Annotated in this window: 5 protein-coding genes; 2 read left to right on the top strand and 3 right to left on the bottom strand. The window is 56.2% G+C overall.

Annotation, left to right across the window (positions count from 1 at the left end):
* Positions 1 to 158: 158 nt before the first annotated feature.
* Positions 159 to 1,364, bottom strand: coding sequence for a hypothetical protein (locus J7M22_01415; protein ID MCD6505259.1), 1,206 nt, complete (start codon positions 1,362 to 1,364; stop codon positions 159 to 161).
* An 88-nt stretch (positions 1,365 to 1,452) separates the two neighbouring features.
* Between J7M22_01415 and J7M22_01410 the strand changes: the two genes are divergently transcribed.
* A complete protein-coding gene (locus J7M22_01410) occupies positions 1,453 to 5,151 on the top strand; it encodes a hypothetical protein (GenBank protein ID MCD6505258.1) in 3,699 nt (1,232 codons plus the stop codon).
* Positions 5,148 to 9,209 (top strand): hypothetical protein, encoded by a 4,062-nt coding sequence (locus tag J7M22_01405; protein ID MCD6505257.1) that lies wholly within the window; start codon positions 5,148 to 5,150, stop codon positions 9,207 to 9,209. Before J7M22_01410 ends, J7M22_01405 begins: the two co-directional genes overlap by 4 nt.
* A 69-nt stretch (positions 9,210 to 9,278) precedes the next feature.
* On the opposite strand, the gene nusG is transcribed toward J7M22_01405, so the two are convergent.
* Together nusG and J7M22_01395 are read right to left on the bottom strand one after the other, a co-directional pair.
* Positions 9,279 to 9,785, bottom strand: coding sequence for a transcription termination/antitermination factor NusG (nusG, locus tag J7M22_01400; GenBank protein MCD6505256.1), 507 nt, complete (start codon positions 9,783 to 9,785; stop codon positions 9,279 to 9,281).
* 287 nt (positions 9,786 to 10,072) lie between these two features.
* A complete protein-coding gene (locus J7M22_01395) occupies positions 10,073 to 12,958 on the bottom strand; it encodes an ester cyclase (GenBank protein ID MCD6505255.1) in 2,886 nt (961 codons plus the stop codon).
* Positions 12,959 to 13,130 lie beyond the last annotated feature (172 nt).

Raw genomic sequence — 13,130 nt, 5'->3', positions numbered from 1 at the left:
TATCTATGGCTAATTGTCCGCCGTCCACCGTCCGCGGTCCGCAGCGGAATAACGGCGGACGGCGGACTGCCGACTGCGGACGGTAGCTTTAAAAATCTCCGCTACACTCAGCGATAATATGAGCGAATTGCGAGTAGTAAACTGAAGATAGGTCAGCTTCAGCCGACCAGATGGGAGACATCCAGCACGTAAACCCCTCTGAATCCCTCATGCGCCGAGTCTATACAGACCATCCTCCCATCCCGACTCCATCTGGGATGTAGATCGCATCGTATCTCTCCCTTCAGTTCAGGAGGTGAGTAAAAGCTTCCTATATCCACGCGGAAGTTGTCCTCACATCTGTAAAGTATCAACCTTCTCCTGCTCTCCCGATCGGGATAGGTGTCGGTGAGGATCCATCTGCCGTCGGGCGAATAGGAACAGTGGCCGTCACAGGTGAGCACCCCTTCGCCGACGATCTCCCTCTCACCCGTCCTATCCGTGAAGAGGAAAAACCTGTCGCCGACATCCCTCTGCCGAGCCCAGGCCAGTATCTGACGAGGATTTTTCCAGTCGAAATGCGAGACCATCTCGTGATCGGCCACACAGTAGATGTGTGATCCGTCCGGATCGGCGGTGAACATCCGCGTGTAAAATCCCCTCCCGTCCTTCCTCTGCCAGCGATGCAGGAAGATGAAGCGGGTGCCATCGTGGTTGAAGAGCAGATGGTTGAACCAATGATGCACTCCGTCCATACTCGGATCGTGCCCGATACCGGCTATCTGGGAGAGCGAGATTATAAGCTCATACTCGCCGGTCTGCAGGTCCATTCGATAGATCCCATCCTCATCGGGACACGGATCATCCGCCCAGGGGTCGGGAAGGCCGACGTATCCATACCCCGGTCTGGTTCGATGTACCCTCGCGAAGTTAAGCGTGACCGACCATCTGCCGTCCCGACTCAACGCATAGATCGGCATGGGCAGCGTTCGTCTCTCGCCCGTATGAATGTCCAGTATCACGGAGACGAACCGATCTCCCTCGCGGGCGTTAAAGATGATCTTCCTCTCCGGCTCCGAGGGAAGCCACTGTAGCATCGTCCCCTGCTGCCAGTTCCACGCATATGTCTCGGCGAGCGGATGCCATCTGTAATCCTCCTCCGGATCTATCAGCCCTACCACCGCTTTATCCTGAGGGGTGGGAGGGCGATCCATGAAGTCCACCTCTAAAGCGAGCATGTATCTTCCTGTGGCATCCCAGGGGGATTTATCGTAATATCCGAAGAAATGATGCTTAGGTCCCCTCGTGACGAGGATCGGTTGAGGATATGATCTCTGAGCCATATCGACGACCTCCGATATCTTTTCTCCGCAATGATAGCACATAAACCCCATTCTTGACAATCGCCGCTCGCCGGTTTAAAATGGTGAACGATGAGAACGATGTTCGATGTAACGTTTCAAGGAGGATGCGATGGCTTTTCCCCTTTGCACCTTTTTATCCCTGTTGGTCTTAATTCCCGGACAGGGATTCACGGCCCCTTCCTGGAAACTCGATGCGGGAAGCGTCTCCAGATGGCAAGCTATGCCGGGCTGGCTTGGAAATCCCTCTGAGAGGGCCTCGCTCAGGGTCGAGGACAAGGTGCTACATCTTCACGTCCCGGAGCCGGGAAAAGGGATGAAGTGGCGGATTGAAGGGAGGCCGGTTGACGCAAGATACGTTGTCGTCCGCTATAAAGCCATCAACGTTGAGCCAAAACACGATTACTTTATTTACCTCGACGACGGCCTTAACCATGGTCTGTCCTACCGGGGGATCAACGTCATTACACTTGATGAGATTGCAACCGATGACAGGTGGCATTATGGTGTGGTTGACCTCTGGAGAAAGCGGGTTGGGCCGTTCATCTCGTCTGTGGCCGTGCAGGTGCAGGCTACGAAAAAAGGCGAGGCTCATATCTGGCTTGATTTCATCGCGTTCACCGACAGGCTCCCGGAAGGGGTGGAACCTCCTATCCCCAAGCCTCCGGAGGGGCCGAGGATCGAGAGGGAGATCTCCCTCGACCTTCTCGCGAGAGTCCGTCCTGAGCCGACTTGGCTCGGAGATCCGGCTTCGGAAGGGGCATTCTCCGCTTCGGTCGAAGGAGGAGCGCTGAGGCTCGAAGTCCTGGAGCCGATGAAGGGGATGAAGTGGTCGCTTCCTCTCCCTGAGCCGGTGGATCTGCTGAGGACGCCATATGTTGTCCTACGCTACAGGGCTGATGGGATTAGCCCCTCCTCTGACTACCTCCTTTACCTTGGCTCTGAGAGGCCTACGGAACCCGAGCGGGAGTATCATGCCGTGAAGCTCCACGATATCGTCCCTGACGGCAAATGGCATACTATCTGTGTCAGATGGAAACCCTACAGGTGCGTTCTCCTGGCCTTTCAGGTCCAAGCAGAGGACGGTCCGGCAAGGATATGGATCAAGCCGATCCTTTTCTCCTCACACCCCGTCGAGACCTCTGAGGGGTTGAGAGACATGTTTCCCATATCCCTCGACCTCTCATCCGCCCGCATAAGGCCGCCTGAGGCGAAGCTCCTCGACCTATCGAGCCGCATGAATGCTTCGCTCTCCTCACTCCTTTGGGGCTTGAAGGAGGGAGCACGCTTCCCCACAGAGGTCGTGGTGGCCGAGGGGATACCGTTCAGGGTCTCGACCTCGCCCAGCAGGAATGTCGCGGAGGCACCGAAGCCGACAGGATATCTTGAAATTCCGATCGGGGAGAAAGCCTGCGAGGTCTACCTCGTCCTGGCTCTGAGGCTCCCCGTTGTTGACGAGCCTTCATACGGCGGCGGAGGCATATGGCGCATAACAAGGCCACATAGGATTCACGCCGAGATCGAATACGCCGATGGGAGAGTTGACAGATGCCTTCCGTATCGCATTGCCTCCGGAAGGCATGAGGTTGTCGAGAAACTCGATGCCTATTGTGTCCCTGCCGATCCGAGCAGGGTGATCCGGGCGGTTAGAGTGTGGGATGGCCTCCCTGTGGGCTCCGTCGGCGTCTGCGCTGTGACTCTGAACTTGACGGAGAAAAAGCTTTTCCCGGAGGCATCCTCCATCCCTCCTCCATTCGCGATGAGACCCTTGACGCTTCCTAAGCCCATGAGGCCAAAGGCGGAAACGTCAGGTTTCAAAGCTTTTGTCGAGAACGCATATCTCAGGCTCGACCTATCTACCGGAAGGGGCCTTACGGTTGAGGGGGTTGAAATCCTTCCTCTTCGAGGGAAAGCCCTTGTGAAGCCGTCACCGCTCTTCGAGGTCGAGCTGGAGGGGAGAAGGATAACGAGTGCTGACTACAAGGTCGAGAGGGCTGAGGCCAAAGGAGGAAACCTCTCCTTCACCCTCTCCCCTCCGTCATCCAAGTTTCCCTCCGTCAGTTTGACAATCGAGGCCGAAAGGGAACCGATTTTGACGTTTTCCGTCAAGCTGACCAATCTCTCCGATAGCCCCATAAGGCCTCACCTCAGGTTTCTCTCCACCTTGCCGTTCAAGATCGGGGATGACGATTGGTATCTCTACCCGGCAAAGGCGGCGGTGCTTTCACGAAAACCCTGCAACTTCCGGCTTCTCTACGGAGGTGCCTTCCCGCTTCAGTTTCTTTCGCTCTTCAATCCATCGAGAGGCTTCGGCCTTTACGCCCTTGTGAAGGACAACGAGGGTTTGACGAAGAGATTCATTCTCAGTCGTTCCCCGTCGGGCGAGACGAAAATGGGGGTTGAGTTCATGCCTGACCCCATCCCGCCGGGAAGCTCATATAGGGCTCCATCCCTCGACCTGGGGCTCACATCTGGCGACTGGCATGGGGCGTTCGAGGCATATAAACGGTGGGTTGAAACCTGGTATAGGCCCCTTCTGCCGAGGAAGCGATGGTTCAGGGAGGTGTTCTTCTTCCGGCAGGATTACCTCAGGGAAGGACTCCTCGACTTTAAACGGGGAGTTTACCAATTCGAGAGGAAGATCGAGATCGCCCGCAAGGTCTTCGGGGGATGTGATTACCTACATATCTTCGACTGGGGGGCCTGTGGGAGGAGAGGTAGGACGGGCGACTACAACCCCTGGGGCGAAATCATTCCCGGCCCGGAGGAGTTCAGGCGAGCGGTCGAAAAGTTACAGGGGAATGGAGTCCCCGTCGGCCTTTACATCGAGGGATACCTCGTTGATCACCGATCGGATGTGGGGAGGGCACACCTCGAGGAATGGGGGATGAGAGACACAAGTGGCAAGCTCATGCCTTACACCCCTGGCTGTCCGGAGTTCATCATGTGTCCGATGGTCAAGGCATGGCAGGAATACCTCGCGGGGGTCTACAGAAGGGTATCAAGTGAGACAGGGGCGCTCGGCTTTTACATCGACGAGTTCGGGTTCGCAGGCAGGTTCTGCCACGCAAAGGGGCATGGCCACCCGGTCCCCTGCCACGTGCTTCGGGGCGAGAGGGAGTTGACGGGGAGAATCAGACTGGCCCTTCCGAGTAAATGCGTGGTTTACACCGAGGAGACGCCCTGCGATGTGAACTCGCAGTGTCAGGACGGCTCCTTCACCTATTGTGTAAACGCGGGGCAAACCTGGCTCAGACCTTACCTCGAGGTTCCGCTCAAACTCTTCCGATTTGCTTTCCCCGACTTCAAGACCTTCGAGATCATCACCTGCGACAGACCGACAGGCTCGAACGTGGAGGCGGTGAAACAGGTCTTCTTCAACGGCGAAGGGCTTTGGATTCAGGGGGAACCCGAAAGTTGGTTCACGAAAGAGACTCGGGAAGCCATCCGGAAGTGTATGGGACTTCTGAGAGCCCATAAGGAGGCGATAGCCAGTGAAAACGTCAATCCTTTCGTGCCGACGCTCGTCGGAGGGGTTTTCGCCAACGAGTTCAAGGGCAAAAGGGAATCCGTTTGGCTCCTTTATAATGCCAACCCCTTGACGGTGCGCGGGCCGGTGCTTTCCGTACAGCATATAGAGGGAACGAGGTATTTCGACCTGTGGAACGGACGGGAGATCAAACCCGCTATCAAGGGGGAGAGCGCCGTGATCTCGCTCGAAATCGGCCCCCATGATGTAGGGATGGTAGTGCGAAGGCAGACCGGAAGCGGCGTCCCGTCCGACCTGATAAAGGGAGGAAAGCCAAGATGATAAGATGGATGTTTGGTCTTTTCGCAGCCCTGTTGTCCGTGCAGACCATGTCTGAGGCGAAGCTGCCGGTTGTTTTCATGGACGACTTCTCCCGCTATGAGTGTGGTGAGGAGCCTCCCACTTGGGAATCGCTGGGGGCAAAATGGACGGCCGAGAAGGGGAGGCTTCGGTGCAAGGCGACGGGAGATGCCTTCTCTATCCCCGTCAAGGCACCTCTCGCCGAGGTCCAAACGGTCGAGGCTTTGGTCAGGCCGCTGAGCCGGACGGGGATGGGAGGCTGGGCGCTCGCCGGAGTTTGCATCCTCCTCGACGGAGCGAACTTCTGGAGGCTTTCCTTGGTTGAGGGGCCGGAGGGACAAAGATACGCCGAATTGGTCGAGATGATGGGAGGGAGATGGCAGGCACAACAGGGGTTGGAGGTCACCGCCCTCGAGGGTAAGGGGATCCAGTGGGAATACGGAGAGGATTATCTTTTGCGGATCGAACTGACGAGGGGAGGTATAACCGGCCTCATCGTCGAGCCGGAAAGGGGCAAGATCTTGACAAAGATCGGCTACGCCTTCCGGAGGAAAGTGGCGGTCCGGGAGGGGAAAGGTGCCCTGAGCGTCATGGGTATGGAGGCCGATTTCGACAACTTTTCGGTGAGTGCTCCCGAAAGCCCCGGATTTAAGGTCATGAGAATCGGGATAAAAGCAGGCCCTATGGGGAGAGCGGCTATCTTTGCCGACCGCAGTTTCGGGATTGACGGATCCGCCGCGAGGGACATCGCCGATTCCCTGAGAAAGGGGGGCTTCGGAGTGGCACTCCTCACCGCAAAACAGATCTCTAATCCGGCGATCCTGAACACGGAGAACATCGAACTGCTCGTCCTCCCCGAATGCCATGACCTACCCGCAGACTTCGTCCAAAGCCTCCTCCAGTTCCTCCGTCAAGGTGGGAATCTCATCGTCTGCGGCGGGCCGATGTTTTCGAGAATGCTCTGGGAGCAAAAAGGGAGGTGGATCGGGACCGACGAATACAGAGAGGCGGTGAAAAATGTCAGGGCGAAGCACGTCTTTCTGAGCTTCGAGCACGAAAGCCTCAAAAGATGGAGGAGAGCAACCAACAACCCACAATGTCCGACAACGCTTTCCCTCGATGAAGGCATCAAGGGGGAAGCGCTCCATGTGCGGATCCCCGAACTCACCGGTTGGGATACCTTCGGGATTTCGTTCGAGAGCTCTCCCTTCCCCAAGGGTCATATCCTGACCTGCTTCTGGGCTAAGGGGTCAAAGAACACAACGCAGATGGTCGTCGAGTGGAGGGAATCCGACGGTTCAAGGTGGTTGGCGACGCTCGATCTCTCCCCGAAATGGCATTATTACGTCCTTCCGCCCGAGGAGTTCAAGTATTGGCCTGACAGCCCGAGCGTGGGCCGAGGTGGCCCGGGCGATCGCTTCAGGCCGGAGAACGCCTCCTTCCTCTCCTTCGGTCTTGCCCTCTCCCACTGTAGAAAGCTCGGTAAGGGACCCCACGATTTCTGGGTTGACGAAGTGGGAACAGCCCCTCATCCCCTCGGGAGGATGCCCTCCCTTCCCAGACTTCCAGCGCTCGAAATCCTTTCGCCCTCGTACAAGGTCTATCCGCTGAGGGAAACCGTCAAGGTCGAACTCGATCCAAGACAGAAGCTTCTGTCAGGTCCCGATGAGCTCCCGCCGGTTGAGGGAGTAGCCCCCGTGCCGCGCATGAGGGGGCTAGGCTTTGAGAAAGGTTACAGGCGGAGGTGGATCCCCGTCTTCAGAGCGCTCGACAGGGAAGGGGAGGATCGCGGAGCAGCGTTCTCCCTCCTGATAAACCTTTCGGCCCTATACTATGGCTCGGTTTGGGCTGAACTGGCCTCCGATGATCCCGCTTTCCTCCGAGATCCCCGAACCTTGAGAGTCATATCGGGAATTGCGAAGAGAATGGCCGAAGGCCTCTTCCTCGCTGAAGGGGGATCCGAGCACTTCGCTTATTTCCAAGGGGAAAGGGTCGTCTTAGGCGCCAAGGTGGTCAATTTCGGGAGGAAAGCGGCTAAGGTAGAAGTTGATATTTCGGTAAGGCCTGAGGGGCAAGCGAAACCGGCGTTCGAGAAAAGAATCGAGGCCCTCGTGCCGCCGATGGGGAGGGAAACGGTCAAATGCGCCTGGGAACCTCGGAGGTTTGAAAGCGATGTCTATATCGTAAAGGTGTCCCTCGTCGAGCAGAGGAGGGTGATTGACGAAATCGAGCACGAGTTCCAGGTGGTACCCGATTGGCGCGGGGTCTCTCGGGATGAGTTCGTCAAGGTTCGGGAAGGGGAGTTCTGGCTCAGGGGGAGGGAGTGGCACCCTGTTGGTGTCAACTACTGGCCGAGGTATGTGGCGGGCTTAGAGCCCCCTGACTACCAGGCGCACTGGCTTACGCCAAGCTACTACGATCCAGAGATGGTGGACGGGGACCTCCGGAAGTTGGCTGATCTGGGAATGGCGATGGTAAGCGTAAGCATCGGAAGCCGGGAGCAAATCCGCAACCTGCATGATTTCCTTCTTCGGTGCCGGAGGTATGGCATCAAAGTCAACCTCTTCGTGGGAGGGCTTGATCCTCTCCTCGGGGACGGCTCTGGGGGCATCGAGCTGATAAAGGAGGCAAGGCTCCCCGATAATCCCGTCGTCTTCGCCTATGACATCGCCTGGGAGCCGAACCTCACCGCCTACGATCGGGGCAAATACGGCGGTTGGAGAAGATTCGATGCCCAATGGAGAAGATGGATTCTGGAACAATACGGGAGCATCGAGGAGGCCGAAAAAGAATGGGACTTTCCGGCGAGGAGGATCAATGGCCAAATTGTCGGCCCATCAACTGAGCAGGTTCGAACGGATGGCCCTTGGAGAAGAATGGTAGCCGTATACAGAAGGTTCATCTACGACGTTTTGGGCGAGCGCTATTGCAAGGTAGTGAGGCGCATCAAGGAGGCAGACCCCAATCACTTGGTCAGCTTCCGGGGCTCCTCCTCCTTTACGCCTGAGTGGAGGGGCTTCTGGCCGATACAGTCGCCGGGAGTTATAAGGTGCATCGACTTCCTTTCGCCTGAGGGCTACCACCTCCTCAGAGTTGATTCACCCACCCCCTGGGAGGACATGCTCAGGGGAGGCTTCATCACCCTCTATCACCATTTCGTCAGTCAGGGGAAACCCGTTTTCTGGGCCGAGTTCGGAGGGCCGATCTATCCCAATGGGACCGCCTGGAAACAACGGATGTTTGATGAGCCAGGGGAAAGGCTCGAATACCAGAGTGAGGAGATAGGAAGGTTCGTCGAGATGTTCCTTCGCTCCGGTGCTCAAGGCTGGGCCATCTGGTGGTTCCCCGGCGGCTATAGGGTGAATGAGGGCAGCGATTGGGGCATCTTCAACCCCGACGGGTCCGAGAGGCCCGTCTGTCAAGTCCTGAGGAGGTTGATCCTGAGGTTCCGGGGAAGGCCGAGGAGAGGGCGGAAGTTCATCATCACGCTCGACTCCTTCATCTATCCCCAAAAGGCGTGGAAGGATTACAGCTACCGCTACCTTGAAGCGATCGAGGCGGAAAAGAGTGTGGACTTGAGAACCGAGGGAACGGGGAAAACATCGCTCGATGTGCCGCTCATCTGTGTGGGCGGTCTCCCTTACAGGGGCAACGGGCCGCTCCAGTTCCTAAATGCCATGTTCGATTGGGTAAAGGTCAAAGCTCGGAGGAGCTGGAAGGAGGTCGAGGACGGCTCAGAGGTTCCCCTCACTCCCGATGGGGTGTTGGTGCTGGAGGCCCAACTGGGTAACACGGGGGAGACAAAATGGATATGCCCCGCAAACACCGGTGGGAGGAAAGGGGCAGTTTACCTAGGTGTGTTCATTAACGGCAGGTTGGCTGAGAAGATTCCCGTTTTCAGTGACGTTCCCTACCTCGGCTCGATCACCGTGGGCCCTTTCAAAACGCCTCATTTGAGGTCAGGCGATAAAGTTGCTCTCCGCGTCCTCGCCGATGGGAGGGCGGTTTTCGGGAGGAGGTTCGATCTGACCGTGAGGTGAATGTTGGGGACAACCGGTCTCCTTTCTGAGCCTCAAGCCAACAAGAAGATGACCGAGCATTCGTTAAGATCATCTCTTTTCCAAATCGGTGAAATCCAGCTCTATAGGTATCTGTTTGCCTAGGATATCGATTAACACCTTTGCTCTTTCCCTCTTCTCATTCACCTCATCTATAACTCCGATGGCGCCCATAAATGGCCCGTTGATGATCTGAACCGTATCGCCGACCTCAAAGGGAGCTGAAACAGGGGGCACCTCTCCTGAGGAAACCATTTCCATTATAGCCGTGATTTCCCTTTCGTCGACCGGTATCGGTCTTTGGCCGCTGGAGATGAAGTTAATTACGCCGGGCGTGTGCCTGATCTCATGCCAGTGTTCATCACGTAGGATCATTTTGACGAAGATATAACCTGGGAAAAGCGGTTTTTCCCTCTTCCGTTTACGCCCTCTTCTCACTTCCGTCACCTCTGTTTTAGGCAAGAAGACACCCAGGCATGCGCTCTTGGTTTTAAGCTGATTCACGACCCTGTCCTCGTGACCGGTTCTTGTTCTGACCACATACCATTGAGCCTCCATCTTCATCACCCCACAGAGCTTTTCAAGCCCGACGTCGGATTTAGTATATCACAAGAGCGAAACCATGGCAAGGTTCATCTTCTATGAGGTGTTCCTTATAGATGGCAGCTCGGAGGGCTATAGTAATGGAAGGGTGGGATCTCAAAAATGAGCTTCACGACGCTTTAGATTCTACAATGTATCAACATTCGGTGCAAACAGGAAGGTGATGTTTTAGCATCCTGGCTGAGATCAGGAGACAGGAGAAGGACTAAGCCTGCCTCCTGTCTCCCGTTCCCCGTCTCCTCCTATTTCACTAGCATCATCCTCCTCGTCGCCCTGAAATCGCCGGAGCGCAGTTCCACCACATATACCCCGCTCGATACCCTTTCACCGGCGTCGTTGCGCCCGTTCCAGTAAACGGCTCTGCCGCGTCCCACATAGAACCCAGGCTCCTTATGTCCCAGATCGAACCTGCGGATCAATCTGCCGGAGAGATCGTATATCCGGATCATCACATCGCCCGCCTCCGCCAGCTTATATGGTATCCACGTCTCCGGATTGAAGGGATTGGGATAGTTCTGCAATAGCTCCGTCCGATCGGGAAGACCGACGCTATCCAGAACGACGGACAAAGCGGCTTTACGGATCGATTCAGGCCTCACCTCGAAGATGAAGGGCTCAGAGATAACCCTTCCGAATCTATCCCTCACCTGGACCTCCAGCCTATCACCGACATGGACTACGCTCCTTCGGCTGAGATCGGCAAAGGCAACGGCGAAATATCCGGATCGGACGGTGTCGGTCGCCATCTCCCCGGTTCTGATGTTCCTGACCGTCACGACGCATCCGCTCTCGAACTTCCCCTTCAACCTGCCGCTCAGGACAAAGGCCCAGGCGTCGGACAAGATGGATGGCGCTGCAGGCGGCATCGGAGGCTGCGTCCATGCTGCCCCCGTAAAGGCCACCACCTTACCCTCCAGGAGGTTGACTATGTATCCCTTGCCCCCCTGTATGGGGAATCCATCGTCAGGTGCATCGGGGGTCCAGCCCACGAATTTCTGTCTTGTCTCATCCAGCTTGATAACCGCCGTTGCGGAGAGCTTCTCGGCAAGAGATCTAGCGGTATACGGTGTTTGAGGCTCCAGAGGCAGTGAGATCATATTCAGCCCAGGGGAGAGGGTCATGAAGAAGACGTTGGAGTAATCTTTGGGTTGCATCGGGGGAATAACACCGAGCTGCTGCATCAAGCCAAGAGTGTCCATCGTCCACCATTGCTCTACTATCTTGCCATCAGCGAAGCGGGTTATGGTTATCCCCGTATACGTCACTTTCTTACCCGTCGGAGGTATGCCCATAAGTTTACCCAGATGTGTGCCGGTAGACGTCCAGCGGCAGACAATCTTATCTCCTTCCGCTATAGTTTCGTCGTGAACGGCGTGTAAATCGGGGAGGGCTGTTATATATGCCAAACAGCCCTGCTTGAAACTCTCGAAATCTAAGGGGCTACCGGAAGAGGGGTGATGGGCGATAAACTCGGGGCTCCAAATCTCGTCTATCACGGCCAAGTTCTTCTGATTCCAGAATTCCAGAGTCTTTTCGGCTATAGCTTTGTTTTCCTCTGGAGTTCCGGGTTCACCCGTGACTTTCGACGGCTCGCCCCAAGTGTAATTTTCACGAGTCGGAGGAACAGCACCTATCTGTTCCAGCATCCCCAGCATATCGAAACACGCCCACACCTCCACTACCTTGCCGTCGACGATGCGGGCTATATCGATTCCCGTGGTCGTTCCGGGTTCGGGCTTCCCCAGAGGCGGTATGCCCATAAGCTCTCCTTTCTGTGTGCCTGTGGCTGTCCATCGGGTCGCCACCAGATCCCCTTCAGCGATCTGATCCTCTATGGTGAAATGGAGGTCCGGGAAGGCGTTGAGATATGCGGCGATGAACAGTTTTCTTTCTTCCTTATCCATATCCCCCATGGGATTTGGGAAGAGAGGGTGGTAGATGTAGTCGTCGGAGTAGATCTCATCCGCCACATACAGCTTACCTTCGTTCCACACCTCCTCGAAGAGGCGGCGGTGGAGTGTTTTATTCGCTTCGAGCTCGCTTTCGATGGGGGGTGTGAGATGAGCGGAGAGGAACTTGAGCGAAGTGGCGGTCATGGCAGGAAGCCCTGTGAGATGGTCGCCGTCCACCCCCTGATAGCTGGCCTCAATCCCCTGCGTCTGGAGCGCCTTGACGAGGTTGAGACAAGCTTCAGGCCAATCCTTCATAAGCACTGCTTCCCCTGTGCCTGCTGTCACCAAGACCGGTGTGCCGGCAAGTACCCAACCATGCCGGGGGAGCAGATAAAGGAGTTTATGTTTTTTCCAGACCTCCGCAACCTCGGGCGTGGTGGGAAGATCGACAAAGTAAGGCGGGTTCTTGAGGTTCGGTGTCCAGGCGGCTGCTATCGCATACTTGCCGTTTATTTCACGCTGCTTTGGATCGGCAAGTGCCCAGAGGTCCTCAGCTTTTCTGATCACCACCGGTTGCCCTAACTCTTCTGGTTTATAGACTCTAGCAGTTGCCTCCTCGATGTGACCTGGACTCATGGCAGCCACGGCTCCGAAAACATCGGGATAGCGCATCGCAATAGTGAGCGCACCGTAGCCTCCCATGGAGTGGCCCGCTATCCCGCGCGCCCTGCGATCCGCGATCGTGCGGTACTTGCTGTCGATATACGAGACCAGGTCTTCGGCGATGAAGGCGGGATAGTCCCCAATCAGCGGGGAGTTACCATACAGATTTCCACCGTAAGCGTTAAGCGCGTTCGGCATGACCAGGATCGCCTCGTTCATCTCGCCAGAGGCGACGAGTTTCTCCTCCATCGTGCCGACGTCCAATCCCAGGTCATGGCCCAACATCGCTTGAGCGAGCAAGTTAGGTCCCCCGGCCGATGTGAAGTAGGTATGATATCCCGTGTAGCCATGCAGCAGGTAGATCACGGGATAGTGCCGTCCGGGCGAGTCCGCATAGCTGGGCGGCAGATATACCAACACATCCTGCACGTCTGCCGGGCCGAGCTGGTTCGTCGCCAGCGAGGGGCTGGGCACCTTCTCCTGGATGTAGTATCCAGGAATCTCCGGAATCGGCGGTAAAGATGCGCTGCTCTGAGCGATGGTCGCTGAGACAACATTGAGGGTTAAAACCAAGGTGAAAACTAACCCTCTGATTGACTGACAAAACTCATCGGCTCTACGTCGGAAACCCTTATGTGATAAGACTTCCTGGCGCTCTCAATTGTTCGAGTTTTTGAAACTTCGACAAGCCCAGAATTTTCAGGGGTTTTCTCGGACTGAGGACTGAGATTTGTCAGTCAGCCAG

Source organism: Candidatus Poribacteria bacterium (assembly GCA_021162805.1).
In the GTDB taxonomy this organism is placed as follows: Bacteria; Poribacteria; WGA-4E; order B28-G17; family B28-G17; genus JAGGXZ01.
The sequence above is the reverse complement of the archived record's forward strand: the minus strand, read 5'-3'. Positions and strand labels throughout refer to the sequence as shown.

Coding starts and splice junctions, on each gene's coding strand:
- J7M22_01405 (MCD6505257.1), top strand. CDS start 5,148: ATGATAAGATGGATGTTTGGTCTTTTCGCAGCCCTGTTGTCCGTGCAG.
- J7M22_01415 (MCD6505259.1), bottom strand. CDS start 1,364: ATGTGCTATCATTGCGGAGAAAAGATATCGGAGGTCGTCGATATGGCT.
- nusG (MCD6505256.1), bottom strand. CDS start 9,785: ATGGAGGCTCAATGGTATGTGGTCAGAACAAGAACCGGTCACGAGGAC.
- J7M22_01410 (MCD6505258.1), top strand. CDS start 1,453: ATGGCTTTTCCCCTTTGCACCTTTTTATCCCTGTTGGTCTTAATTCCC.